The organism is Chitinophaga agri (assembly GCF_010093065.1).
GTDB classification, from domain to species: Bacteria; Bacteroidota; Bacteroidia; order Chitinophagales; family Chitinophagaceae; genus Chitinophaga; species Chitinophaga agri.
Genome location: NZ_CP048113.1, coordinates 4413532 through 4439251, shown reverse-complemented (window position 1 = coordinate 4439251; position 25720 = coordinate 4413532). Strand labels below are relative to the sequence as shown.

Annotated in this window: 23 protein-coding genes and 1 tRNA gene; 16 read left to right on the top strand and 8 right to left on the bottom strand. The window is 44.5% G+C overall.

Translation table 11 applies throughout. The features are described 5' to 3' along the window. Positions 1–20 precede the first annotated feature (20 nt). A complete protein-coding gene (gene frr / locus GWR21_RS17625) occupies positions 21–584 on the top strand; it encodes a ribosome recycling factor (protein ID WP_162333018.1) in 564 nt (187 codons plus the stop codon). 50 nt (positions 585–634) lie between these two features. Here the strand turns inward: frr and GWR21_RS17620 are convergent, their stop codons facing one another. Beyond that, positions 635–1504, bottom strand: coding sequence for a DMT family transporter (locus GWR21_RS17620; protein ID WP_162333017.1), 870 nt, complete (start codon positions 1502–1504; stop codon positions 635–637). Positions 1505–1625: 121 nt separating this feature from the next. Between GWR21_RS17620 and GWR21_RS17615 the strand changes: the two genes are divergently transcribed. The 9 genes from GWR21_RS17615 (at position 1626) to GWR21_RS17575 (ending at position 8653) form a co-directional block, all read left to right on the top strand. After that, positions 1626–2372 (top strand): PPK2 family polyphosphate kinase, encoded by a 747-nt coding sequence (locus tag GWR21_RS17615; RefSeq protein WP_162333016.1) that lies wholly within the window; start codon positions 1626–1628, stop codon positions 2370–2372. Positions 2373–2451: 79 nt separating this feature from the next. Beyond that, a complete protein-coding gene (mscL, locus tag GWR21_RS17610; RefSeq protein WP_162333015.1) occupies positions 2452–2886 on the top strand; it encodes a large conductance mechanosensitive channel protein MscL in 435 nt (144 codons plus the stop codon). A 168-nt stretch (positions 2887–3054) separates the two neighbouring features. After that, entirely contained in the window at positions 3055–4005 is a 951-nt protein-coding gene (locus GWR21_RS17605) for a DUF3078 domain-containing protein (RefSeq protein WP_162333014.1), read from the top strand. A gap of 96 nt (positions 4006–4101) precedes the next feature. After that, entirely contained in the window at positions 4102–4884 is a 783-nt protein-coding gene (locus GWR21_RS17600) for a segregation and condensation protein A (protein ID WP_162333013.1), read from the top strand. After that, positions 4881–5780, top strand: coding sequence for a helix-turn-helix domain-containing protein (locus GWR21_RS17595; RefSeq protein WP_162333012.1), 900 nt, complete (start codon positions 4881–4883; stop codon positions 5778–5780). Before GWR21_RS17600 ends, GWR21_RS17595 begins: the two co-directional genes overlap by 4 nt. A gap of 266 nt (positions 5781–6046) precedes the next feature. After that, positions 6047–6574: a YceI family protein gene (locus GWR21_RS17590; protein WP_162333011.1), complete on the top strand. Its 528-nt coding sequence runs from the start codon at positions 6047–6049 to the stop codon at positions 6572–6574. Between the two features lie 300 nt (positions 6575–6874). Then, entirely contained in the window at positions 6875–7285 is a 411-nt protein-coding gene (locus GWR21_RS17585; RefSeq protein ID WP_162333010.1) for an OsmC family protein, read from the top strand. A gap of 153 nt (positions 7286–7438) precedes the next feature. Then, positions 7439–8149, top strand: a complete 711-nt coding sequence (locus tag GWR21_RS17580; protein ID WP_162333009.1) for a pirin family protein — start codon at positions 7439–7441, stop codon at positions 8147–8149. 27 nt (positions 8150–8176) lie between these two features. After that, positions 8177–8653 carry a Dps family protein gene (locus tag GWR21_RS17575; RefSeq protein WP_162333008.1) on the top strand — a complete coding sequence of 159 codons (477 nt, stop codon included), beginning with the start codon at positions 8177–8179 and terminating at the stop codon, positions 8651–8653. 172 nt (positions 8654–8825) lie between these two features. Here the strand turns inward: GWR21_RS17575 and GWR21_RS17570 are convergent. Beyond that, positions 8826–8897, bottom strand: a tRNA-Met gene (locus GWR21_RS17570). A gap of 418 nt (positions 8898–9315) precedes the next feature. Here GWR21_RS17570 and GWR21_RS17565 point away from each other — a divergent pair. Next, positions 9316–9690 (top strand): hypothetical protein, encoded by a 375-nt coding sequence (locus GWR21_RS17565; RefSeq protein WP_162333007.1) that lies wholly within the window; start codon positions 9316–9318, stop codon positions 9688–9690. Between the two features lie 16 nt (positions 9691–9706). Here GWR21_RS17565 and GWR21_RS17560 read toward each other — a convergent pair whose 3' ends face one another. Both GWR21_RS17560 and dxs read right to left on the bottom strand, forming a co-directional pair. Next, on the bottom strand, positions 9707–10759 hold the full coding sequence (locus tag GWR21_RS17560) for a ferredoxin--NADP reductase (protein ID WP_162333006.1): 1053 nt from the start codon (positions 10757–10759) through the stop codon (positions 9707–9709). A gap of 81 nt (positions 10760–10840) precedes the next feature. After that, complete coding sequence (dxs, locus tag GWR21_RS17555; protein ID WP_162333005.1) at positions 10841–12766, bottom strand: 1-deoxy-D-xylulose-5-phosphate synthase; 1926 nt, start codon at positions 12764–12766, stop codon at positions 10841–10843. Between the two features lie 183 nt (positions 12767–12949). Between dxs and GWR21_RS17550 the strand changes: the two genes are divergently transcribed. Both GWR21_RS17550 and GWR21_RS17545 read left to right on the top strand, forming a co-directional pair. Then, the gene (locus GWR21_RS17550) at positions 12950–13990 is read left to right on the top strand and encodes a sensor histidine kinase (protein ID WP_162333004.1); all 1041 of its coding nucleotides are present in this window, start codon (positions 12950–12952) and stop codon (positions 13988–13990) included. Positions 13991–14027: 37 nt separating this feature from the next. Then, positions 14028–14756, top strand: a complete 729-nt coding sequence (locus GWR21_RS17545) for a LytR/AlgR family response regulator transcription factor (RefSeq protein WP_162333003.1) — start codon at positions 14028–14030, stop codon at positions 14754–14756. Between the two features lie 77 nt (positions 14757–14833). On the opposite strand, the gene GWR21_RS17540 is transcribed toward GWR21_RS17545, so the two are convergent. Then, complete coding sequence (locus tag GWR21_RS17540) at positions 14834–15592, bottom strand: geranylgeranylglyceryl/heptaprenylglyceryl phosphate synthase (protein WP_162333002.1); 759 nt, start codon at positions 15590–15592, stop codon at positions 14834–14836. Between the two features lie 1076 nt (positions 15593–16668). Between GWR21_RS17540 and GWR21_RS17535 the strand changes: the two genes are divergently transcribed. Continuing rightward, positions 16669–17244: a hypothetical protein gene (locus GWR21_RS17535; protein WP_162333001.1), complete on the top strand. Its 576-nt coding sequence runs from the start codon at positions 16669–16671 to the stop codon at positions 17242–17244. An 18-nt stretch (positions 17245–17262) separates the two neighbouring features. Then, complete coding sequence (locus GWR21_RS17530; RefSeq protein WP_162333000.1) at positions 17263–17742, top strand: YcxB family protein; 480 nt, start codon at positions 17263–17265, stop codon at positions 17740–17742. 393 nt (positions 17743–18135) lie between these two features. On the opposite strand, the gene GWR21_RS17525 is transcribed toward GWR21_RS17530, so the two are convergent. The 3 genes from GWR21_RS17525 to prs form a co-directional block, all read right to left on the bottom strand. Further along, positions 18136–19593 carry a SusD/RagB family nutrient-binding outer membrane lipoprotein gene (locus GWR21_RS17525; protein WP_162332999.1) on the bottom strand — a complete coding sequence of 486 codons (1458 nt, stop codon included), beginning with the start codon at positions 19591–19593 and terminating at the stop codon, positions 18136–18138. 11 nt (positions 19594–19604) lie between these two features. Further along, positions 19605–23288, bottom strand: coding sequence for a SusC/RagA family TonB-linked outer membrane protein (locus GWR21_RS17520; RefSeq protein WP_162332998.1), 3684 nt, complete (start codon positions 23286–23288; stop codon positions 19605–19607). Between the two features lie 432 nt (positions 23289–23720). Continuing rightward, complete coding sequence (prs, locus tag GWR21_RS17515) at positions 23721–24638, bottom strand: ribose-phosphate diphosphokinase (protein WP_162332997.1); 918 nt, start codon at positions 24636–24638, stop codon at positions 23721–23723. Positions 24639–24860: 222 nt separating this feature from the next. On the opposite strand from prs, the gene GWR21_RS17510 reads away from it, so the two are divergent. Beyond that, positions 24861–25625, top strand: coding sequence for a carboxypeptidase-like regulatory domain-containing protein (locus GWR21_RS17510; protein WP_162332996.1), 765 nt, complete (start codon positions 24861–24863; stop codon positions 25623–25625). The last annotated feature ends 95 nt before the right edge of the window (positions 25626–25720 follow it).

Here is a 25720-nt window from a genome sequence, read left to right as displayed (position 1 = left end):
GCACTTAATTATTTTTTGCTATGCAAGATGATCTAACGTTAATTATAGAAGATACCTCCGCCACTATGCGTAAGGCAATCGGACACCTGGAACAGGAACTCACTAAGATCAGGGCCGGTAAAGCTAATCCGCAGATACTCGACGGCATCATGGTAGACTACTACGGTGCGCCTACCGCACTTGCGCAGGTAGCCAACATTACTGTGGCTGATGCCCGTACCCTGACTGTGCAGCCATGGGAAAGGAATATGCTCCAGCCAATCGAAAGGGCCATCATTGCTTCCAATATCGGTATTAACCCACAGAACGATGGTATTATCATCCGTTTGTTCCTGCCGCCATTAACAGAAGAAAGAAGGAAAGAATTTGTAAAACGTGCATTAGGTGAAGGCGAACAGGCAAAAGTTTCTATCAGAAACATCCGCAGAGATGCGATCGAATCGATCAAGAAACTGCAGAAGGAAGGTCTGAGTGAAGATTCTGCTAAAGATGCGGAAGCAGATGTACAGGGTTTGACCAACAAATTTATTGAGATGGTAGACAAACATACCGCTCAGAAAGAGAAAGAGATCATGGTGATCTAACAAAGACTAAACTTACTATAAGAAGTTATACAAAACGCTGGTCCTTCGGATCAGCGTTTTGCTTTATTGACAATATATACACTCGCAAGGATCACCAGCATACATAATACCTGAAGAACGGAGATCTTTTCTCCCGCCAGTAAGCCCCAGCCTATGGCAACTACCGGCAGTGCATAGGTCACCATAGAGGCAAACATTGCACCTGCCTTATTGATCAGTATATAGAATAAAACAGAGGCAATACCGCTGCCCAATATACCCAGAGTCACGCTGGCTCCCAATGCGCTCCAGGGAATGGCAGGCCCGGATAGTATACTGAAAAAGCCGGTAAAGATCAGTACCGGCAGGGCAAACATTGCACAAAAGAACAGCGCAATAGATCCAAGCTGCAATGAACTGTATCCTTTCAGGTGATGATGTACCAGGGCTATATTCAATCCATAACAAATAGTGGCCACTACGATCCACAGGCCGTAATACCAGTAACCGGCATTGACGCCCTTCACGGCAAACAGCAGCACGACTCCCAACAGGCCCAGGCCAATCCCCAGTAATTGTTTCTTTACAATAGGCGAACGAAATAGAAAGAAGCCTGCCAGTAACGCCATCAGTGGTACAAGGCTGTTCAGGATACCTGCCAGTGCACTGTCTATACGTGTTTCTGCAATACAGAAAAGATATGCGGGTAAAAGGTTCCCCAGGATGCCCGACAGAATGATCATGGGTATCTTGTTCAGCGGCGTCTGACGGATAAATTTGAAAAAGAAGGGTAATAATGCAATGCCTGCACTTAACAGTCGAAGGCTGGCCACCTGATATGGGGAAAGGGCTTCCAGGCCAATTTTCATCAGAATGAATGAGCTGCCCCAGGTCAGAGATAAGAGAATAAAGATGCTCCAGTGAATGGCACGGTTGTTCACGATAGGTCTATTTTAAACGTGCAAGGTCCGAATATTTTACTACATGGTTGAGTAGAATTTCGTTGTATGACAACACTTCGGAGTATATTTTGTTACAAATAGATCAACTAACCCTTTTTGCATGAGTAAGATCAGATTATCCGATATCAGCACTACCCCACCCGAAGGAATGGAGAAAGAAGCGATCAAAATAATGACGAAGGAAATCCTGAAGGAGCTGGATGAATTGCAAAACCTATTGTATGCCGAGCACCAACATGCTATTCTGATCATCTTGCAGGGAATGGATGCCAGCGGCAAAGATGGACTCATCCGGAAAGTACTTGGCAACATGAACCCACAGGGTATTAACGTGAAATCGTTTAAGGCGCCGACTGATGAAGAGAAAGAGCATGACTTCCTGTGGCGTGTACACCGTCACGCCCCTGCGAGAGGAATGATACAGGTGTTTAACCGTTCTCATTATGAAGACATTCTGATACAGCGTGTCCATAAATGGATCGACGATGAAACCGCTGAAAAAAGGATGCGCGCCATCAATGATTTTGAACGGTTGCTCGCTGAAGATAACAATACAACTATCCTTAAATTCTATCTGCATATCTCTCAGGAAGAACAGAGCAAAAGACTACAGGAAAGACTGGAAGATCCACGAAAGATGTGGAAGTATAATAAAAGTGACGCAGTAGAGGCAAAGCTCTGGAAAGAATACAGAAAGGTGTATGAAGATGCACTTGAACAATGCAATGACATCAAATGGGTTGTAGTACCGGCAGATAAGAACTGGTATAAAGAATACGTGGTGGCACAAACGTTGAGGGATACACTTCGCTCGTTCAGCATGCAGTATCCTAACCTGGAACAGTAAAATGTATGTGTATTAAACGTTATAACTTATAATAGCTATCTTAGCGACTGATTGTCTTCACCCTTTAAAAAGTTGTGTTATGTCTTTTTTCAAAGAATTTAAAGAGTTTGCTACCCGTGGCAATGTTATTGACCTGGCTGTCGGTGTGATCATCGGTGGTGCGTTTCAGAAGATCGTAAACTCGCTGGTTGAGAATATATTCATGCCTATACTTGGTATGGTCACCGGTAAAATTGATTTTAAAGAGAAGTTTGTTCAGCTTGGCTCCAGCGACACGCCTGTGACAACGCTCGCCCAAGCGAAGGAAAAGGGTGTTACAGTACTTGCTTATGGGGCATTCATACAGACAATTATTGAGTTTATATTGATCGCGTTCTGCATCTTCCTGGTGGTGAAGTTTATCAACACGATGCGTAAGAAGAAGGAAGAAGCACCCGCACCAGCAGCACCACCAGCGCCAACTACACAGGAAAAACTGCTCATGGAGATCCGTGATGCATTAAAGAATAAATAAGCTGATTTTATAGCCGGACCGGGCCCCTGTGTCCGGCTTTTCTTTTCCAATCCCCGAAATTTTCCTCCCGGTTTTATATTTTTGCGACCGCGTTTGATATAACGCGATATGTTCGTAACGCCCATATAACGGCACTATTATCCATAGCATTATTAATTATTTACACTGATGAGAAAATCCGTCCTGACTATTATTTGTTTTTTGGTATGCTTCCAGACGCTGTATGCACAGAGCGACTGGATGAAGACATCCAGGGAAGAAGCCAGCGGAAGAATCAAGAAAGACGCCGCTGATACCGTTCCTGCTTTATGGAAGAAAGGTGGCATCTTCAATCTGAATATTAACCAGGGAAGCCTGACAAACTGGGCTGCGGGTGGTGATAAATTCTCCTTCTCCGTAGCTTCTAATCTGAATGCATATGCTTTTTATAAAAAAGGAAAGCATAACTGGGATAACGTACTCGACCTGGCCTATGGTTATGTTAACACGACCAGCCTTGGTGGTCGTAAGAGTGATGACCGTATCGGACTGACCACAAAGTACGGTTATGAAATAGGTAAAAACCTCTTTCTCAGTGCCTTGTTAGATGTCCGCACGCAGTTTACAGATGGGTATCTTTATTCTAATGTAGACTCTGTAAAACCTTCACTGGTTTCCCGTTTCTTCGCTCCTGCCTATGTGCTGCTCTCTCCTGGTCTTGACTACAAGCCAAGTGATCAGCTCTCCGTATTCTTTTCTCCTGTCACCGCGCGTTATGTCATTGTCATGGATGACCGGCTGGCGTCACAGGGTGCATTTGGGGTAGATACGGGCAAACATGTAAAGACTGAAATCGGTGCGTATCTGACCGTGAACTGGGTAAAGCCCCTTGCAAAGAATATAACATATAAAACAAGGATGGACCTTTATTCCAATTACAAACATAACCCTGAGAATCTCGACCTTTTCTGGACAAATAGTCTGAACCTGCAGGTCAATAAATATATTACTGCGAATGTCTCACTAGATATGATCTACGATGACGATGTACGCGTTTTCACTAATGAGAAGACAGGCGTGTTGGGACCCAGACTGCAGGTGAAGCAGGTGATTGGGGTCGGATTTACCGCCAAATTCTGATGAGCAGGAATTTTTGGTTATTTTTGATGGCTTTCACTTGAGAAGGGAACAGGCAGAAAAGCCGCCGGAATACAAGTGAAAGCCATACATAACAATATGAATGACAACTCCTACAAGATAAAATTACCCCAGTTTGAGGGGCCGTTTGACCTGCTCCTCTTCTTTATTGAGAGAGATGAGCTGGACATCTATAATATCCCCATTACCACTATTACCAACGATTTCCTTGATTATATCCACCATCTGGAGTCGCTCAATATTGAGCTGGCAAGCGAATTTATATTGTTCGTCTCTACCCTGATGCGTATCAAGGCTAAGATGCTGTTGCCCCGTAAGGAGCTGGATGAACAGGGGGTAGAAATAGATCCGCGGCAGGAGTTAATTGATAAAATATTAGAATACAAACGTTTCAAGCAGGCAGCGGTGGAACTCGCAGAACGCGAGGCCGAACGTATGTTGCAGATCAAACGTGGTAATATAGCCAAAGAGCTCGCCAGTATCGGAGAGTCGACCAGCGAGGGTACTGAGATACAGACACTGACGCTTTTTAAGCTGACCCAGACCTTTGAAAAGGTTATGCAACGGGTAAAACAACGGGAGAACAAACCTCAGCACGTCGTATATAAATACGAATATACTATGGAGAGCTCCCGTGAATATATGCTGGACCTTGCCAGCAGAGAGAAGACGCTTTCATTTGAAAAGATCTTTGATCTCTGCCAGGACAGGGTGCACGCCATCTTCCTTTTCCTGGGGATGCTGGAGCTTGTACAGATGAAATACATGGGCATCATGGTAGGAGAAGGCAGAAATAACTTTATAATTGATTACATAGAACCTGAAGACCGGGAGGTTGAAGTTGCCGGTACCCTGGAATGAGTGATAAACGTGGCCATATAGAAATAGTGTCTTTACCGAGGTATGCACAGGCAGACCCGAAATTCATGGTGTCCGGACTGTGTGAGCTGGGGGATGGGTTCTTAGCCAGCAATGGTGTTCCACACCGACATGACTTTTATACTGTTTACTGGATAAAAAAAGGGCAACTGATCAATACCATTGATACGGTAACCCATGCTGTAAAGAAAAATACCCTGTTTTTCCTGGCGCCGGGGCAGGTTCATACCATGGATTTCAGCGACAGGATCGAAGGATACATGATCGCTTTTCAGGATGCGTTTATGTGTTTGAAAGACCAGGCGGCTACCCTGATGGGAATCAACTCTTCTCTTTTCTTCAACAACCAGTTCAGCAGTGTCATCACGCTTACACAGGAACAGGAGAAAGACTTTGAGATGGTCGTGCACATGATGATGAAAGAGGTACAGCAGCAGGAGGCAGAGTACGAAACTGCTTTTCACGGTCTGTTACGCTATTTCCTGGTACTGGCATCCCGCATTAAGGGTAGCAGTATGCTGGCAGCGCCTGAGCAGCATGCTACACATAATAGCTCGCTTTTCCTCCAGTTTAAGAACCTGATAGAGGAACAGTATACCACCCTGAAAAATGTGTCAGATTATGCCGGTATCCTCCATATAAAGCCGGTTTTACTGAACGAGATCAGTAAGCAGTTGTCTGGTATCACGGCTGGAGAACACATTCGTAACCGCGTCATACTGGAAGCACAACGCTATTTATATAATACAGACCTCTCCGCTAAGGAGATTGCCTATAAACTCGGCTTCGAAGACCCCCACTATTTCAGCCGTTTCTTTAAAAAGTACACCAATCAGACCCCTTCTGAGTTTAAAGACGCCTCCAAGGCAAATGCCTGATAATTATAAGTGATTGATAATGTGCGATTAATGATTCGGTCAAAAAAAAGTACACCGATTAAGTCTTTTTATCCATTCCTAACATTTGTTGCAACGTGTATTTTTGTACTGTCTTAATGAAACAGATATGACAGACAGCAGAGCGAAAGACAAAAGTGAAGGAAAGCAAAAGCAAAAGGTAAACGGTCAGTTGTTCATCAGTTACGAATAAGACATAAGACATCAACAAAAAAACGTACTTAAAAAAACTAAAAACACTTAAAGTTATGGCAATCTGGAAAATCGACTCAACTCACAGCGATGTAGAATTCAAGATCAGACACCTGATGATCACTAACGTGACCGGATACTTTGGTAAATACGATGGTACTGTAGAAAGCAGCAGCGATGATTTCACTGACGCTAAGATCTCTTTTGAAGCAGATGTAGACAGTATCACGACTAAGAACGAACAGCGCGACCAGCACTTACAGGCTGAAGATTTCTTCCACGCTGCTCAGTATCCAAAGATCACCTTTGTTTCTACCGGTGTGAAGAAAGTAGACGATGAGAATTATAAAATTACTGGTGACCTGACGCTGCGTGGTGTTACTAAACCGGTAGAACTGGCAGTAGAATTTAGCGGTATCGTAAAAGATCCATATGGTCAGACGAAAGCTGGCTTTGAGATAAAAGGTAAAGTTAACAGAAAGGATTTCGGAGTTTCATTTAACGCTGTAACCGACAATGGCGGTTTGATGCTGGGTGAAGAGGTGAAGTTACAGGCGAGTGTACAGCTGGTGAAACAGGCTTAGTTTGCGTAACTGGCAATCAGCCATTGCAATCAGTACAAGGTTGAATAGCGGGGACTAAAGGATATATAGACACAGGGATTAGTGAGGGCAATGGTGTGTTGAAAGAGGTTTTTTTGAGGATGATTGCCAGCAATAGTGTGTGCCGGATGAAGTAATTCATCCGGCTTTTTATTTTATAACACTCTGTAGAGAAAAATCTACGTGATATAACCCGCGCCAAAGCAAAAAGAATAGTAATTTCAGGAAGATTAACCACCTCGATCATTCACATATTCATTAATCTAATCAAACGCATTTATCATGAAAAGAACTGCATCCGCTAACTGGAAAGGTACTGGCAAAGATGGAAATGGTACAGTAAGCTCACAGTCTGGTGTACTGAATAATACAGCTTATTCCTACAAAAGCCGTTTCGAAGATGGTACCGGTACTAATCCTGAGGAGCTGATAGCAGCTGCGCATTCTGGTTGCTTTACCATGAAGCTCAGCTTTCTGCTTTCAGGCGCTGGTTTTACTCCTGAGAATATCGACACTAAAGCTACCATTACATTGGAAAATGGAGCGATCACCAGCAGCCACCTGGAGCTGAAAGCCACTGTTCCTGGTCTGGATAAGGATAAATTCCTTGAGCTGGCAGAAGAAGCAAGAACTAACTGCCCGATTTCAAAACTGCTGAATACTGAGATTACACTGGACGCTGAGCTGGTATAACCGGAGGAAAAAAATAGTAAAAGAAAGTCCTGTTCTATCATAAGAACAGGACTTTTTTATTGTAATAAATAGTACACCGTTTTCATCAAGCTATCCATTTACCAGCCTTTGTATAATGTGGATATTTGTGTTGTAAAAAGGAGAACATCAATTATGGAAAAAATCATTCACAGGGCCGATACCCGTAGCTTTTCCAATCATGGCTGGTTGCAGAGTTATCATACATTCAGCTTCGCAGGTTATTACAATCCGGAACGTATTCATTTCGGTGCATTACGTGTACTCAACGACGATATAGTTAAAGGTGGAATGGGCTTTGGTACTCATCCGCATGATAATATGGAGATAGTATCCATCCCACTAAGTGGTTCTTTAGAACACCGTGATAACACAGGCAGGCACGAGATCATCCGCAGTAATGAAGTGCAGATCATGAGCGCCGGCAGTGGTATTGCTCACTCAGAATTTAACGCCTCTAAAACAGATCCTGTTAACTTCCTGCAGATATGGGTCTTCCCCAAATTACGTAACATTACTCCGCGCTATCAGCAGAAGGCATTTGATCTCGCCGACAGGCAAAATAAACTGCAGGTAGTTGTATCTCCCGAAGCAGATAGTGATGCGCTGTTGATCAACCAGGACGCCTGGTTCTCTCTTGGTCATTTTGATGAGGGACAAAGTGTGGAGATCACGCCTAAAATGGCACAGCAGGGTACCTATCTTTTTGTGCTGGACGGTGAAGTGGAAGTGGCAGGTGAAGTGCTGAAACGCCGCGATGCTATTGGGCTAAGCAATTACGATAGCACCACTATCAAAGCACTTAAAGCGGCAGACTTTTTGTTGATTGACGTACCGATGAGTTAATTACTATTACCCAAAAATCTTAAGGATATGAGTACTGCAACTACGAACATCGGTCTTGAGAAAAAAACATCCAAAGAGCTGGCTGCAAAGCTGAATGTGCTGCTCGCAACATATCAGTTGTTTTATATGAATGTGCGCGGGTTTCACTGGAATATACGTGGTGACAAGTTCTTCACATTGCATGTGAAATTTGAAGAGCTGTATACAGATGCGCTGACAAAGATTGACGAAATAGCTGAAAGGATACTAACATTAGGTTTCACACCTACACATGCTTTCTCTGACTATATTGAACAATCTGTTATTGCAGAAGTGAAGAATGAAGGTAAAGATATCGCTTGTGTACAGCATGTGCTTTCGGGGCTGCAGTCATTAATAGAGATCGAAAGAGAAGTCTCTGCACTGAGTGATGAAGTAGGTGATGATGGTACCAATGATCTGATCACTACCTACATCCGTGAACAGGAAAAAATAGTATGGATGTATAATGCATATCTGAGATAATTACGTAGAAGCCGTAATAAGCATGTCTGAATAATTTTAACGCAGCTGCTGTATGGGAGTCACTCTTCTGTACAGCAGTTATCGTTTTTATCAGGCAGCATCCGCGATGAGGATGAATAGATCTGAAGGGTGTAAATAAAAAAAGACCGAACTAATTCGGCCTTTTTCTTTGTAGCGAAGAGAGGATTCGAACCTCTGACCTTCGGGTTATGAGCCCGACGAGCTACCCCTGCTCTACCTCGCAATGTGATGCAAATGTAGGGCTAAATATTATAAGAACATCATTTTTATTATTTTTTAATAAATAAAATTTTCGTTATGTCAGCGTAATCATGCTGATGGAATAGCAACTGATATCCCACACAATCCTTGCCGCTACTGTGTTCCGGGTAATGGCTGATATTGTTGTTTTTGTAATGCAATGTTTCGCTGCTATTGTATTTCGTGCACACACTGTAAGCGATTAACACTCATGGCAGATGATTTTATTGTTATGCACATCGGAAAATATTGATGAGGAACGCAAGCGGAAACGGCTGTTGTAGCAGGTTTTAGCAGTGTATTTATTTACTGTATCCTATATAAAAAAAGGTTTGTACCTTAGGTATATGTAACGGACAAATATTGTATTGCTTAATTATTTCACGTTAAAATCAATACACATGGAAGTTTCCGCACAAACCTCAGACATTGAACAGATCAGTAACTGGAGAGACGAAGTGATTGCAACCAGGGAGTCTATCCGGTCAATGCGTAGTCAGTTAGAAGTATTTTCCCGCCATAAAACTGACGATGAATCCCTGGCTCAGATCGAGCACTTCCAGAACCAGTTCATCTGCCAGGAAGAAAAAGCAGATGAGTTACGGCACGATCTGAAACAATGCTCCAAGAAAATATCCAATAACGGTCAGCCCGCTATCCTACATGATGATCGTCCGGTAGAGGACTTCGATGCTATGCAGGACCGCATGAACACCTTTAGAAAGTTGTATAATGAACTGCAGGACGAGTTCGAGAAATTCAGGTCTTTCTCGTGATCCTGTACACAGGTAGTCAGATCTCAATTGCTACCTCCGCGCTGGCTGCATAACCGGTGCAGGTGAGGACGAAACCCTGCTCAATTTCTTTGTCCGTTAACACATTATTCAGGGCCATCCACACTTTACCTTTTGTACATCGTGCCGTGCAGGAGCCACAAACACCGCCTTTACAGCTGTATGGTATCGCTATGCCTTCGGCAAGCGCAGCAGAAAGTATGTTGCGGTTGCCGGGAACAGAGAGCGTATGTATTCCTCCACGCAAATGTAATGTTACATTCTTCAGGGACGTATCATCAGGGACGCCTATTCTTGCCAGCTGCGGGGCTGTATTTACAACAAAGTTCTCCTTATGCAGCTGTTCCTCTTCAAAGCCCATAAAAGTGAGCGTTAAGAGCGCCATACGCATATATTCAGGAGGGCCGCATACGAAGAACTGAGCATCCTGTTTATTATAACGCAGATGCTGTTGTACCAGTGGCTCGAGCGACATATTACTGAGCCTGCGTACCAGGTGATCAGGCGGTTCGCTACTATAAAGATGAATGATATGCAGCTGGTCGGGATACTGTGCTGACAGCTCCAGTAGTTGTTTATGGAAGATAGTACGCTGCTCCGATGGGTTACTGTATACCAGTTTCACATGTGCGGTAGGTTCATGATGTAACACATCTTTCAGAATAGCATACAATGGCGTGATACCGCTACCTGCACCAAACAGAAATATATCTCTTGGAATAGTGCTGTATCCCGGAAGGGTAAATCGTCCGGAAGGAAGAAGGGCAGTGAGCTGATCGCCGGCTTTCCAGTTGCGCAGTATATGACGGGAGATCTCACCATTCTGCTTTTCTCTCACCGTTACCGATGGATAAGCATCAATACCAGGAGCAGAACTGAAGGAATAGGACCTCCTGTATTCCGTACCGTGCAGGTAGATAAGAAAAGTAATGAATTGCCCTGCCTGATAGTCTAATGGTTGCCCGTCAACTGTTTCCAGTCTGTAGGTAAATGTGTCTGTTGTTTCTTTTACCACCTCCCTGATCCGGAAGTTTACATACAATTCATCCATATCATAAAAATAAGAAAGCCACCTGTATGAGCAATGGTCATAACCGGTGGCTTTCTGTTATTTTGCTGCTACAGCCGCTTGTCAGGCAGTAACGGTGATCTTTTCTTTCAGCATGGCCCGTGCTGCTGCCGCAATACCTGCAGCATCATAACCACACTCGCGGTGCAGTTCTTCCGGTTTACCATGTTCAACGATACGGTCAGGAATACCCAGCATGCGTACATCGGCTTTGTAGCCATGAGCCGCCATAAATTCCAGGATAGCGCTACCAAACCCACCGGTAACTGCTGCATCTTCCACAGTAACGATCTTGTCAAACTGACTGAATATCTCATGCAGCATGGCTTCGTCCAGTGGTTTTACAAAACGCATATCATAGTGAGCAGGTTGCAGTCCATCAGCCATCAGTTCTTTGCAGGCTTCTGTAACAAAGTTGCCCGGATGGCCCAGGGAAAGGATAGCGATATCTTTTCCGCTGCGTACTTTACGACCTGTGCCTATCTTGATCTCACGGAAAGGCTGTTTCCAGTCAGGCATTACACCTTGTCCTCTCGGATAACGGATGATAAATGGATATTGCTGTTCTGCCAGCTGGGAGGTATACATAAGGTTGCGGAGTTCCTCTTCGTTCATCGGCGAACTGATGATCACATTAGGCACACAACGCATATAAGCGATGTCATAAGCACCATGGTGTGTAGGACCGTCCTCTCCTACCAGACCTGCACGGTCCAGGCAGAAGGTAACCGGCAGCTTCTGTATCGCTACATCATGTAATGCCTGGTCATAAGCACGCTGGAAGAAGGAAGAGTAAATGTTACAGAATACGCGCATACCCTGTGTCGCTAAACCGGCAGAGAGGGTTACCGCATGCTGTTCACAGATACCCACGTCAAAAGCGCGGTCAGGCATTTTTTCCATCATGAATTTTAGAGAGGAACCGGAAGGCATCGCAGGTGTAATTCCCATGATGTTCTTATTCATCTCTGCCAGTTCAATAATGGTGTGACCAAAGACATCCTGGTATTTAGGAGGCTGTGGTTTCTCCGGCTGTTTCTTGAAGATCTCACCAGTGATTTTATCAAACAGGCCTGGTGCATGCCAGGTCGTCTGGTCCTTTTCTGCCAGAGCATACCCTTTCCCTTTGGTAGTTACGATATGGAGCAGTTTCGGGCCGGGAATATCTTTCAGGTCCTGCAGGGTATCGACAAGTTTCACGATATTATGACCATCAATCGGGCCGAAATAACGGAGTTTCAGCGACTCAAACAGGTTGCTGGAGCTGGAAACGACACCCTTTAGACCAGCTTCCAGTTTGGAAGCCATATCACGGGTAAAGCGTTTGCCCACCGGCAGTTTGCCGAGCAGGTTCCACACATCGTCACGCAGCTTGTTATAGGTCGGAGAAGTTGTAATATCTGTCAGGTACTCTTTAAGCGCGCCTACATTCGGGTCAATGGACATGCAGTTGTCATTGAGAATGATCAGCACATTGGCGTTAGCCACACCCGCATGGTTGAGGGCTTCGAACGCCATACCGGCTGTCATGGCTCCATCACCAATTACGGCAATGTGCTGACGGTCAGTCTCGCCCTTGTATTTGGAGGCCATTGCCATACCCAGCGCCGCTGAAATAGAGGTAGAAGAGTGACCTACACCGAAGGTGTCGTACTCACTTTCCTCTCTTTTCGGGAAACCACTGATACCGTGATATTTTCTGTTGGTATGGAAAACGTCCCTTCTGCCTGTAAGAATTTTATGGCCATACGCCTGGTGACCGACGTCCCACACCAGTTGGTCGTAAGGGGTGTTAAATACATAGTGCATTGCGACAGTCAGTTCTACGACTCCAAGGCTGGCCGCAAAATGGCCACCGTGCACACTGACAACATCAATAATGAACTGGCGGAGTTCTTCACTTACTTCATGCAGTTGCTCTTTACTGAGATTCCGCAGGTCAGCAGGGGTTTCGATCTTGCCCAAAAGAGGGCCCGGCGTAATATTCATACTTCTTGATGCAGGATTTAATAAACAAAAGTACAAATAATGTGCTAATGTACATCCATTCCATACATCCCCACAATTCTGCATTCTGACAATAAAGGCCCCCATTCATAACATTTAGCCCCGGCTGGGCTAAGCACATCGGTATTTTTGAAATGTAGCAGTAGTTTACTAATTTTCAGATAGATGTTTAAACGAATATCAAGATATTGGTGGTGTCAGATCCTTGGATGGACGGCGTACGCAGTAGTCAACCTCTTTTTTGCCTATTCCTTTGCCGGTTCTCTGGGGTCGTATTTCCTGATAAACCTGCTGCTGATCATGTTTTTCGGTATACTGGCCACTCATGTGCTCCGTAGTATTATCAAAAGGCTGAACTGGTTCCAGTACAGTTTTGAGAGCCAGATGCTGCTTTTTTTCGCACTTACTGTCAGTTCAGGTGTTATTATTTATGTGGGAAATACCATCGCTGGTAATCTTTACAGGTATTCCTGGCAGCAAAGGGCCCTGACCGATCAGACGACGCTGACCTTCCTGCTACCAATATTTCTGATCACCTCCATCTGGTGGCTGATTTACTTCGTATGGCATTATATAGAGCGAAGCAGGAATAGCCAGGTGGATAAGCTTAAACTGGAAAGTACCGTAAAGGAGCTGGAGCTGAAAACGATCAAATCGCAGCTGAACCCTCATTTTATTTTCAATGCCCTGAACAGTATCCGGGCACTGGTAGATGAGAACCCCCAGCGGGCAAGGACAGCCATCACAGAGCTTTCTAATATACTCAGGAGCTCTATGCAGGTGGAAAAAGCCGAAACAGTGAACCTGGAAAATGAGTTGGATATAGTAAAAGATTACCTTGCATTAGAGACCATCCGGTTTGAAGAACGCCTGAAGGTACAGTACGATATAGATCCGGAAACACTGGAACTGCCTATTCCCCCCATGATGTTACAAACGTTAGTGGAAAATGCCATTAAACATGGTATTTCCAGGACAATCAACGGGGGAACAGTGATCATCGGCTCTCATGTGAAGGATATGCAACACCAGATCACCATTGAGAACACAGGACAGATCGGCGGGGAAGCAACGACCGGACATGGTTTCGGTCTGCAGAGTACACGACAAAGGTTGAGTCTCCTGTATGGCAACAAGGCATCTTTTAATATTTATAATAAAAACGGGGAAACGGTAGAAGCCATAGTGCTGATGCCGTTGTTCTAATTGTAGTATTTCGCGCCAAGTTTAAAAGTAATTGCTCATGAAAAAAGCTTTGATAATCGATGACGAACGCCTGGCCAGAAGCGAACTGAAGAAATTACTGGCTGACCACCCTGAGATAGTCATAGTGGGAGAAGCCGTAAATGCAAAGGACGGACTGGAAAAAATTGAAACACTGCATCCTGACCTGCTATTCCTGGATATACAAATGCCGGATAAGACAGGTTTTGACATGCTGGCAGAACTGGAAAAAGCGCCTCAGGTGATCTTCACCACAGCTTACGATGAGCATGCACTAAAAGCATTTGAGTACAATGCGCTGGATTACCTGTTGAAACCTGTTGAGCCGAAGAGACTGGCAGATGCCATCCAGAAGTTGCATCAGCTGGAAGAAAAAGAACGGCAGGCTGAAGCAGGTGCTATCCGCACTATACTTTCTGAAAATGACCAGGTATTTGTGAAGGATGGTGACCGCTGCTGGTTTGTAAAATTACAGGAGATCCGCCTCTTTGAAAGCGTAGGCAACTACGCCAGAGTGTATTTTGAAGGAAATAAACCATTGATACTGAAGTCATTAAATGCATTGGAAGAGCGTCTGGACGAACGGACTTTCTTCAGGGCCAACAGAAAGCATATTGTGAACCTGAGGATGATCGAAAAGATAGACACCTATTTCAATGGTGGGCTGTTACTGGAAATGCGTGGGGGAGAAAAGATCGAGGTAAGTCGCAGGCAGGCGGTTAAGTTCAAAGAGATGATGAGTCTCTGAGACCAGGATAAAACTAAAAGCAAAACGCTGATTATTGTAATGATTACGATAATCAGCGTTTTTGCTTTAAAAAGGTATTATTTCAGCACAGGCGCAGCAGCATGTACGGCGTCGGCCATTTCTTTGATCAGCGATGTTTCTTTCTCTATGGCGTTTCCTACCACGATAATATCAGCACCTGCTTTGCAGTTGAGATAGGCCTTTTCGGCGTCGCGGATACCTCCGCCTACAATGATAGGAGCCGATACCTGGCTGGCTACGCGGGAGATCATACTCTCTGTAATAGGCTTACGGGCGCCACTGCCGGCATCCATAAAGACTACTTTCATTCCCAGCATCTCGCCTGCCATAGCAGTACACATGGCGATGTCGTCTTTGTCTGAAGGGACCGGTGTGGTATTACTGATATAAGATACAGTAGTAGGTGCACCGCCGTCAATTAAGATGTAACCGGTAGAGATAACTTCCAGGCCGCTCTTTTTTACCGCAGGAGCAGATAACACATGTTGCCCTATCAGCAACTCGGGGTTACGTCCGGATATCACAGACAGGTAAAGCAATGCATCGGCATAACGGGAAACCTGAGACGGGCTGCCAGGAAATAACACTACAGGAATATCACACAGTGTCTTAAACTGTTGTACGCATTCGTCGAGGTGGTTGGTGATCACAAGACTACCGCCAAGGAAGATGTAATCCACCTTAGCTGCTGTACATTTTGCCGCCAGGTCTGCTATGTCAGCAGGAGTTACCTTATCCGGATCAATCAGTACTGCGAATGACTTTTGGCCTTTCGCTTTCCTATCGATAAAAGAATTGTATATTTTATTGTGCATTAAAATAGCATTGTTCCGGTTGTCGCAAATGTATAAATTTTTCGGTAATAAGTCACATTGCTAAATGAATATGCATATTATTCATTTTCTATTCGAGCAAATTCCCAGCCAGTAAGGGTTTGACCTGTTTATAAAGCAATCTTCAGGCCATTTATTCCCTGTAATCAAATGAAAATAAAAAGATTAAATCAGCGTCATATCAAATAAAATTATACTTTTTTAACCCTTTTGTCAAGTACTTAAATGAGCGATCGTTCGGATAGCATTAGGTAAATATCAGGAGATAATGAACGGATCAAATGGCAGTAAAACGGCCAAACCCAGCAATAATAATCGGTGGTTTGTTAACGAATTTAGCAAAAAAGTCTGAATAAGCTAAATTCAATACTGTAAAGGAATTGAGGTAGGACACGACCACTGCCTTTGTTAATGATTTGTTATTGTGGCTTTAAAATTTCAAAGAAAAATAACATGCCCTTACATTTGTATTCAAATAGGGTTTTCATAGGATAGTAACAAATTGAGGGCGCCTTTCCAGGTGCCCTTACTCTTTTTATCCAGTTCGTTCTTACACGCTGTTCCCCAGTAAAATTTTAATTTCTTTCTCTACACACTCGTTTCAGCAGCTTTATTCAGAAATATTCTCATACAGTTGACAGTTGGCTTGGTATTTATATTTATCCCCCCTTACAATGCTTTCAGGGTCAATTTAATTTATTTTATATATATCCGTAAAAAGTCTGGTTCTGGATTTTTAACAAACCTTTTATTTTATTTCCAGCTTTTTAAAAATGCTCCTGATAAATTGAAGGATTTCAAATATTTATCCCCCAATCTATCTTACAATAAATATTTATTATATTTGTTATTGTATTAATTTTATTATGGTTACTGTCCTATGAAAAACCAGATATTCCTACAGGCGTGAATCATCATGCAATGTAAAATGACTCTCGAAAGCAATGGTTTATCCATTGCTTTTGTTTTTTGACCGCCCTTCAGCTCCTGCCGCCGGACAATTAGTTTAGGATTTATAATTTTCATTTTGTAGTTTTAGACTTACAAATTTTAACACTATGAAGAAGCTGTTGTTCCTGCTGTTGGTATCTTTAGCCTCAGCCGCATCAGCCAGCGCAAGTAGCGAAATATGGAAGGACGAGGATAAAACCAAAGCCAGCAAAGAGAAAGATAAGGAGAAGGAAAAGGAAAAAGAAGGCGAAAAAGCCGGAAGTAAGACTGCTAATTGCGATGATAAGTCTGTAACGCTAACGAAAGTAGCCCGCCCTACCCGGGTGGAGGAATACGTATGGATGTTACCCAAAGACCAGGATGGTGATAAAATGTATGAAGAGGAACTTAAAAAAGGCATCGTTGACCTTTATAAATGGTATCTTCAGAACGAATCCCGGATCAATAACAATGAACTGCTGAAGACAACCGGTAACGAACTGGCCTTCCCCTTCAAAGTAGATCCTAAAACATTACAACAGTATTTTCAGTTCGTAAAGAATAACTTTCCAGGCTTAAGTGAGGATGACCTGTCAGACGGTACCTCCAATGTGAAAAAACCAGTTGCTAACCGTAAGAAATATGCACCTGTCAGCCGTAGAGATGATATGGAGAGTCAGATGACCCTCCCCGTTAATAAATAAAAAGTTTGCCTTGCCATAATGCATTTGGAGTTTAGTTACAATAAGGAGGAGGTATTGAATGCATTGCGCTATCATTTTCTGCAGCTGGGAGAAATAAAAGTATTCCGCAACACACTCTTCATCCTGCTGGCCTTTACAATGGCCGGATTTGCGTTCGACATCGTTACAATAGGCGCCCTGATAGGGATCGTTGGTATGATCATACTCATTGTCACTGTCTTCTGGTTCCTCCTGCCCGTTTCCATTTATAACAAAGCCGCCACTTTCAAAGATGATATCCACCTGAAATATTCAGAGGAAGGTATCACCATTTCCACCCGTACCAGTGAACAACAGCGCCTCCTCTCCTGGAGTACCTTCACGAAAGTTGTGGAAGCTAAAAACTTCTTTTTCCTTTACAGAGGCAAAAAGAATTTCTTTCTCGTACCTACCAGTGCATTCAAATCACAAGACGCTCACCAGGAATTTAGCCGTCTGGCCAAAGACAAGATCAGCTAATTGCTGTAATTAGCATATCGCTCCGTTTAAAGACGCCTGTCATCAACTGGCTGACTAAGCCTGGCCTTTGCTGTTTATGGTCTGTATAGCCGTCTGGAGCCCTTTTACAGCTAATTTATAGTAGTTACTCGCCACCGGTATAGTGAATAATGAGAAGTATCACCCTGGCTGTTCGCCTTCGGCCGCTTTTGCTATACCGTCATTTGCATACCGCTTGGCCGTCGCTAGTTCGTCGCTTGTTCGTCGCTTGTATACCCAGACTTCGAAAAGTACCTCGTAAGGATATTCGTTTTGATGCTAATATCTCACCCGTAAAAGGAAAGCCCCGGCTGATAGCCAGGGCTTAATGCTGTCATCGCAGACAGCGGGAATCTATGGAGGATAGTTGTGTTCCTAATTCAGATCCCACCAGCTCTTACTCGCCTTTGTATCTCCCTTTATGTCTGCTGCCGCTTTCTGGTAAGCTGCCGCATTCTGCGTTTGCTCCGCCAGCGGATAGGTCAGCCGGGATGGCACATATGGCACATTCTGATCAAGTGAGCCGGAATATGGCGCTATAAACAGCGAATCTCCGTTCGGTTGCTTAAAGTCTAAACGCAGGCGTTCAAACCACGCCTGGAAACCCTGTGGATATAATGCCAGCCATTTCTGTGTACCGATCACATTTTTCCAGTCTCCCGCATCGTAAGGAACACTGGTAATGTATTCATCCACACCGGTGGTTATCCCCCAGAAGGCCATAGAAGCGCGGATACCTTTTTCATATAATGCCGGTGCCCCCTCTCCTACATTCCAGCCTCTTGCTGCCGCTTCTGCCAATGTAAATGCTACTTCCGGATAAGTCATCAGGATGCCCGGCATCGTATCTGAATAGATCCTTACTCCCGGATAAGAGTAATTCGCGGGCGCCAGTCTGCCAGGATCATTGGCGCTTCTGCCATATTCCAGTCCATTAATAGGTCCGTTTACAGATGGTCTTGCATATACCGGTAAACGCGGATCATTCAGGCTCTGCATATAATCCACTAATGTTTTACTCACAAAAAAATCGGAGATCTCCCTGTCAATATCACTCATCGGGAATTTATTGGGCGCCGTGGTCAGATAGTTAAATCTTGCATCGCCTCCATTGTCAGTCATGGCAGATGCGTAGTTTGCTTCGATCACTGTTCTGGCTTTCTCTGGTGAAACATCTGCAATACGGATCGCAAGACGGAGCAACAATGAATGGCCCAGCGCTTTCCACTTAGCCACGTTACCATTGTAGATCACGTCACCTGCATCAAATGTCGGTTGTGCTGGATCAAGGGCACTGATCTGCCGCTGCAACGTATCGATCAGTGAGGTGTAAATGTTCTCCTGCTTATCGTAGGCAGGCGTGATATTTTCACCTTCTTTTAATGCCTGTGAATATGGCACATTCACATAAGCATCTGTCAATACCTGGAACAGCCATACCTTCATAATACCTGCAATGGCATTCTGATTTTTTGCTGCCGGATTGTTACCCCGTTGATTATTGATGGTAATAATTCTGTCCAGACTATGCAATGAATTATACATCGCGTTCCACAGTGCTGTATTGTTGTTTTCATCAATTGCATACTGCGCATCATTCACACGTGAATTACCGGTCCAGTACTGCGCATACTGCATACCTATATAGCCGTTCTGTAGCGTGCTGTATAAAAAATCCATAGAACTCTTCTGCGCACTCGTTAGCAGATAGGCCGGCTCCGTATCTGTAGGCTTGGTCGGATCATGATTGATCTCATCCAGGTCCTTACATCCTGCCATCATCACAAAGATGAATAATACCGGCCATGCGTATATTAAGAATCTTTTCAACATTGAACTCAGTTTTAGAATGATACATTCAGGTTAATACCATAGGAACGCAGTGATGGTAATGCCCCACCTTCAATCCCCTGGATATTGGAAGAGGAGTTGATAATGTTGGAAGGGTCTACGTTCGGTGCATTTGATTTCATCAGCCAGAGGTTACGTCCGTACAGAGAAAGACGTGCGCTTTGTGCATGTACTTTCTTGAACCAGGCTTCTGGCAGATTATAGCCGAGTTTTACCTCACGCAGGTAAATGTAGCTCGCGTCATACAGGTTCGCCCTGCTCAGATTGCGACCTTCATTGTTCTGGAAATAAGTAGCTGCATCCAGTACTACTTCATTTGGTTTACCATCTTCCGTCACACCGTCTGCAATGATACCTTTCTCTCTCACTCCGTTGGCGGCAGTGATATCCAGCAAACCGGAGCCTTTACCATACATGTTGGTATAGGAGAAGAAGTCACCACCACTCTGGAAGTCGATGAGTGCTGATAAATAAACACCTTTATAGGTGAAGCTGTTCGTCACACCTCCTACGAAATCAGGATAGGCGTTACCGATAGGGACCGGGTTGTCTGTGATCTTATACAAACCATCAGGACCGACGATCTTACGTCCCTGTGCATCGTATACATAATCTGTTCCCAGTAACGTACCCATTGGTTTCCCTACATAAGCAGCAACAGATACCTTCGTTGTTCTGCGGTCTGTACCGATCAGCAATACCGGCAGTGAGCTGTTATATTGTGGAATATCCAGGTCGAGCAGTTTGTTACGGTTACGTGCGATGTTAGCGTTGATATCCCAGCGGAAACTATTTTTCAGACGGATGGGATTCAGACTCAGACCAATTTCAATACCACGGTTCTGTACGGTACCTCCGTTGACAATCGTGCTTGTGAAGCCGCTTGCAGTAGAGATTGGCAATGGAAGGATCTGGTCTCTGGTGATCCTGTCGTAGTAAGTGAAGTCAACACCCACACGATCGTCCAGGAACTTCAGGGAGACACCTGTTTCATATTCTCTTGTACGCTCAGGTTTCAGTGACTTATTGTATTTAATAGCGGTCAGCTGCGTAGCCGGGAAGTTACCAAATGGAGGTATGAACTGATAAGTGTCATAGATCTGGTAAGGATCAGTATCGCTACCTACCTGTGATGCACTTGCACGCAGTTTACCAAAGCTCAGCCATTTCCAGTCCTTCAGCAGATCGGAGAAGACGAAGGATGCAGAAGCAGATGGATAGAAGTATGGATTGTTTTCACTTGCCAGCGCAGAACTCCAGTCAGCGCGTCCGGTCAGCTCCAGGAACAGATAGTTCTTGTAACCGAGGGATGCAGTGGCGAAGCCTGAATTGATCTGTTTCTCGAAGAATTCATCAATAGGTTGCGCTGTTTGCAGAGAGTTGTTCAGATTATAAGTACCTGGTATGATCAGTCCTCCTACTGTACTACCGCCAGTAGTCGTCCATTTACGGTGCATAATGTTACCTCCCAGTACTGCATTCAGTTTGAAGTCTTTTCCGAAATCTTTATTGATGTTTGCAGTTAACTGATAGTTCAGCTCTCTGGAAGTACGTACACGTTTAATATATCCACCGATGAAATAATCTTTCGCAGTTCTTTCTTCTTCCAGTGTGTTATAATCATCCATGAATACACGGCCACTGAAGCTCAGCCATTTCGTTGCATCCCAGTCCAGTCCGGCGTTACCAAATAAACGGTTGCGGCTATCTGTTTCATAGTCCATATAGCGGTTCCAGTAAGGGCCATTGCTGGATAATGGTGCAGGATCGTTCCATGCCTTACGGTTCCAGGTGATCTGTGAACCGTCCGCATACTGGTAGTTTTTCTGACGCTCCATATCCAGTTGGCGTTGTCCATACATCGTGAACTGCAGCGTTGGGTTCGGTCCGGTAAAACCAGTACCAGGGCGGGCATTTGCTCTTGTTACGCTATAGTTAACAGAGGCTACACCACGCAGTCCTTCCGCTACTTCATAACCTCCATTGAAAGAGATATTGTTCCTGCGCATGTCCGCGTTCGGTAATACGAAAGTTTGTGTCATATTACCATAGGAAAGACGGAAGTACCCTTTATCGTTCGTACCAGACATGGCAATATTGTTGGTGAGGGTGTACCCCGTTCTGTAGAAATCCCGCACGTTGTTCGGATTCGCGCTCCAGGGAGCTGTTTTGCCAAAGTCAGGATTGCCCTTGTCTTTGTCCCATGACCAGTAGTGACGCACCTGGCGGCCATCCAGTTTCGGACCCCATGACGCATCATCATAATATTTTACCAGCAGGTCATAACGGCCTAAACCGTTGTTGTCATCATATGTAGCAGCACCTTCGTTAAGGAAAGCTTCCGGATGTTGGTTATAGTATAGTGTATCGAACTTACCACCGGTGCCTCCACCATATTCATTCTGGTATTTCGGTAACACATATACCTGGTCCATCTGTGCATTGATGCTATACGTAACACCGATACCACCGGATGTTTCAGGGCGCTTCTTGGTAGTGATCAGCATCACGCCGTTGGCGCCGCGGCTGCCATACAGAGACGTCGCAGCTGCACCCTTGAGTACAGAAATGTTGTCGATATCTTCCGGATTGATATCCTGCAGTGAGCTACCGTAATCGTAACCACCACCACCATTGAGCTGACCGCCCTGGTTAGTGTTGTTGTTGATAAATGGCGTACCATCTACTACGACAAAGGCGTTGTTATCACCCAGAATGGATTTCACACCACGAATGGTTATTTTAGTGGAACCACCCATGGAACCAGTGTTGGTATTGATTTGCAAACCAGGCACTTTACCTGTCAGCGCATTAACAAAGTTGACTTCTTTTGCTTCCTGTACCGAACTACCTGACACTTCCTCTACTGCATAGCCGACAGCCCGGGTATTCTTCTGTATACCAAGTGCCGTTACCACTACTTCCTTGAGTTCCTTCTTACCGGCCGAGGCAGCTGTAAGGCTCACTGTGAGAGGTTCCTGTGACTCAAGTGGAATGGATTGTTCTGCGAAAGTGGGTGCGGATATTTTGATAGTATCATTCAGAGAAGCCTTTATCGTAAAGCTACCATCAGGTCCCGCGGCTACGCCTTGTTTTGTGCTCGTATTCAGCACCTGTGCGCCGGGTACGGGACTACCGCCTGCTTCTTTTACCGTACCTTTCAGACTGAACTGACCGATCTCTTTTTTCAGTGTGTTGGAGTCGGCGGGTAATATCAGTGCAGTATCCCTTTTAGGCTTAGCCGTAGTATCCTGTACAGCCCTGCGTGTACTGTCGGAAGCTGTTGCCGTTCTGGGTTTACTGGTGTCTCCATTAGGCGTGATCACGGCCGCCGGTGTGCTGGTGTCTTTTGCCTGTTTACCGGTAGTATCTTTCGCACCTGAGTTTGGTGTGATCACTACAGGAGATGCAGCAGCAGGTTGTGTAGTATCCTTCTTTCTACCTGATGTGTCTTTCGCGGCAGATGAAGGGGTAATAACTACCGGGCTGGTAGTGGGTTTTACAGTTGTATCTTTCTGCTGAAAGGGAACAAAGGCTGTAATTGTGGGCTGATATGTTGTTATCTCAGCGCTGGTTTTGAAATAGGAGTGGTTAACGCGTGTGCCTGCTTTTACGGATTGTACACTACAGAAAAAGGCAAAGCACAGCCACAACCAGTTGAGTACATGGCTTCTCATCTTGTATAGTAAGATTTGGTTACAAATTTTTTGAAGCAGGGGTAACTGCTTCTATCTATATTTCTATGATAATTCTACTAATCTTCTCTGCTAACTATAATACAACGTAATCGAACTTCACAATGAGGCTACGACCGATTAATTTCAGATGCAAATTAAAAATGTGCATCTGACTATCAACAGTTGGCCGTAATTATCGTGGTATGAAACACGCAGTCACAGCCATCCCGCGGATGTTGTACTATAGTTTTCCGGTTAAAAAAATTGAAGTAAGATGCGACAGTCTTTTAACAATGGTCCTTCCCCTGAGTAATGGCATGGCATGCCATGGCATTGGTTTCCCCTCTACACAGCAATCCCTTCTATTGCGCTGTATATCAAACATCTTGCCAACGGCATACTCTAAGAAAATGGGGGTGCTATTGAGTATTGCTAGTTAAAGTAGTCTGCAATTATTTTATCAACTGATTTTATCGTGAGCATATCATCGTTAATGGTAAATGCATTCGGGTGCGTATCGGTGCATACTACCCGGCTGATGATACCACTTTGTTTGATCTTATTAAACCCGTTGCCGGCGAAAATACCGTGCGTAGTGATAACTGCTATTTCTGATGCGCCCGCCTGTAAATACGCCTCCGCTGCGTTTATAAGCGATCCACTGGTGCGGATCATATCATCGTAGATGATAACGAGCTTATCTCTTACATCTGCACTGATGGCAGTAACGTGTGTTTCTTCTCCGGAAAGCCGTTTTTTAAATACAAAGGCGGCAGATACGTTCAGATCATTGGCCAGCGACTCCACCCATTTCGCACGACCAGCATCTGTGCTTGCCAGCACAAAAGAGCGGTTATTGGCTATGTCAAGTGCCGCTTCTTTTACAAGATCTTTACCATACAGATGTACCGGACGGATACTATTCTCAAAGTAGTAAGTAATACCATCCACATGTAGGTCCAGCATTATTATTTTATTCCCCGCTGCGGTAGGTGGCAATGTTGAAAATAAGATCGCACGGGTTTTTGCCTTGACAATTTCCCCGGATTTAACCGCTCTCTCCATCGTAGAATAACCGAAAAACGGGATCACGATATTTACCGCGCAGGCTCCTTCCTGGATACAGCCATGAGCTATGTCAAAAAGTTCTAAGGTTTCCTTGTCGTCTATAGTGCCCCCCACCAGGATCACCTCTTTATTTGTGACATGAGATTTGATCCGGTGATAGTGTTCCCCGTCCGGAAAATCCCGGATGTCCAATATCCCTTCCTCCCATTCCGGAACAAGCGCTAATAACCTGTCTTTCAGATACTGATAACGTTGCGTTGCAAATAAGATCCTGTGAGGCATAGTCTTTGAAATAAGGAATAAAGATAATAATATAGTTCTGAGATATGGGTAATCAGGGAACAATCCATAGTAAATTATTTGTCTCACCAGCGGAAGAGGCTGTTTATTCGCAATAAAAATCCTAAGTTTATTGCTTGTTTCCTATATACTATAGACTGTAGTCTGTCGTCAGAGAACTATTTTTTAACTTTTCATTTGCGCTGGGAAAACTAAATTTGAGCGATGCCTAGACGATTTATACAACTTTCCGGTAGCATCGGAGCACTGTTTTTTTGCCTGTTATTCTTACTGCAGCATGCGGACGCGCAGCAGGTACGCGTATCTGGTATGATCGCGGAATCAGATAGCAGAGCTGGTATGCCAGGCGTTACGATTGTTAATAAAGTTTCCCGTATGGGTACCATCAGTAATGAAAGTGGCCGTTTTGCCATAGATGCCCTGCCTGGGGATACACTGGAATTTTCGCTCCTGGGTTATTACAAAAAAGATATTACTGTTCCAGCCACCTCCATGTTCATCAATGTGTACCTGACACGTCAGGTCATAGGATTGAGTGAAGTCAATGTAATTAGCAGAGGTGATCATAAAAAAGACTCTATTGCCACCCGTGAGGAATATGGTAAATATTTTAACTATCATAAGCCCGGTGCTGTTGATGTGTTAAAAACACTGCCTTCTAACCCTATTACGGCCCTGACGTACCTGGTGCCCAGTAAGGCCCGTAAAAAGAAAGAACACTTCCAGGAGCAGCTGGTATACTGGGAAAAAGAGAAATATATCGACAACAGATACAGTCCGGAGCTGGTGGGCCGCATGACAAAACTGAGCGGTGACGAGCTGGATAGTTTCATGCTGCGCTATAGACCAGGTTATCAGTTCCTCCAGGATGCTACTGACTATGACCTGATGCTTTTTATAAAAGACAGTTATAAACACTATCAGCAGGATAAAGTCAATGCGTCTCCGGCCAGGAAACCAGATGAATGATCAATCATTATTTGCATATTAAAAAAGCGTCTGCCCTCCGGTAGACGCTTTTTTAGTTAAAGATGCCGGCTATATAAGCCGGCATCATCTCGTTT

What these genes read in the sequence shown, in the direction of transcription:
- GWR21_RS17525 (WP_162332999.1), bottom strand. Translation starts at nt 19,593, where the DNA reads ATGTTGAAAAGATTCTTAATATACGCATGGCCGGTATTATTCATCTTT.
- GWR21_RS17575 (WP_162333008.1), top strand. Translation starts at nt 8,177, where the DNA reads ATGAGTACTGCAACTACGAACATCGGTCTTGAGAAAAAAACATCCAAA.
- GWR21_RS17615 (WP_162333016.1), top strand. Translation starts at nt 1,626, where the DNA reads ATGAGTAAGATCAGATTATCCGATATCAGCACTACCCCACCCGAAGGA.
- GWR21_RS17535 (WP_162333001.1), top strand. Translation starts at nt 16,669, where the DNA reads ATGAAGAAGCTGTTGTTCCTGCTGTTGGTATCTTTAGCCTCAGCCGCA.
- GWR21_RS17550 (WP_162333004.1), top strand. Translation starts at nt 12,950, where the DNA reads ATGTTTAAACGAATATCAAGATATTGGTGGTGTCAGATCCTTGGATGG.
- GWR21_RS17540 (WP_162333002.1), bottom strand. Translation starts at nt 15,592, where the DNA reads ATGCACAATAAAATATACAATTCTTTTATCGATAGGAAAGCGAAAGGC.
- dxs (WP_162333005.1), bottom strand. Translation starts at nt 12,766, where the DNA reads ATGAATATTACGCCGGGCCCTCTTTTGGGCAAGATCGAAACCCCTGCT.
- GWR21_RS17530 (WP_162333000.1), top strand. Translation starts at nt 17,263, where the DNA reads ATGCATTTGGAGTTTAGTTACAATAAGGAGGAGGTATTGAATGCATTG.
- frr (WP_162333018.1), top strand. Translation starts at nt 21, where the DNA reads ATGCAAGATGATCTAACGTTAATTATAGAAGATACCTCCGCCACTATG.
- GWR21_RS17565 (WP_162333007.1), top strand. Translation starts at nt 9,316, where the DNA reads ATGGAAGTTTCCGCACAAACCTCAGACATTGAACAGATCAGTAACTGG.
- GWR21_RS17580 (WP_162333009.1), top strand. Translation starts at nt 7,439, where the DNA reads ATGGAAAAAATCATTCACAGGGCCGATACCCGTAGCTTTTCCAATCAT.
- GWR21_RS17560 (WP_162333006.1), bottom strand. Translation starts at nt 10,759, where the DNA reads ATGGATGAATTGTATGTAAACTTCCGGATCAGGGAGGTGGTAAAAGAA.
- GWR21_RS17545 (WP_162333003.1), top strand. Translation starts at nt 14,028, where the DNA reads ATGAAAAAAGCTTTGATAATCGATGACGAACGCCTGGCCAGAAGCGAA.
- GWR21_RS17600 (WP_162333013.1), top strand. Translation starts at nt 4,102, where the DNA reads ATGAATGACAACTCCTACAAGATAAAATTACCCCAGTTTGAGGGGCCG.
- GWR21_RS17585 (WP_162333010.1), top strand. Translation starts at nt 6,875, where the DNA reads ATGAAAAGAACTGCATCCGCTAACTGGAAAGGTACTGGCAAAGATGGA.
- GWR21_RS17605 (WP_162333014.1), top strand. Translation starts at nt 3,055, where the DNA reads ATGAGAAAATCCGTCCTGACTATTATTTGTTTTTTGGTATGCTTCCAG.
- GWR21_RS17590 (WP_162333011.1), top strand. Translation starts at nt 6,047, where the DNA reads ATGGCAATCTGGAAAATCGACTCAACTCACAGCGATGTAGAATTCAAG.
- GWR21_RS17510 (WP_162332996.1), top strand. Translation starts at nt 24,861, where the DNA reads ATGCCTAGACGATTTATACAACTTTCCGGTAGCATCGGAGCACTGTTT.
- prs (WP_162332997.1), bottom strand. Translation starts at nt 24,638, where the DNA reads ATGCCTCACAGGATCTTATTTGCAACGCAACGTTATCAGTATCTGAAA.
- GWR21_RS17595 (WP_162333012.1), top strand. Translation starts at nt 4,881, where the DNA reads ATGAGTGATAAACGTGGCCATATAGAAATAGTGTCTTTACCGAGGTAT.
- GWR21_RS17520 (WP_162332998.1), bottom strand. Translation starts at nt 23,288, where the DNA reads ATGAGAAGCCATGTACTCAACTGGTTGTGGCTGTGCTTTGCCTTTTTC.
- mscL (WP_162333015.1), top strand. Translation starts at nt 2,452, where the DNA reads ATGTCTTTTTTCAAAGAATTTAAAGAGTTTGCTACCCGTGGCAATGTT.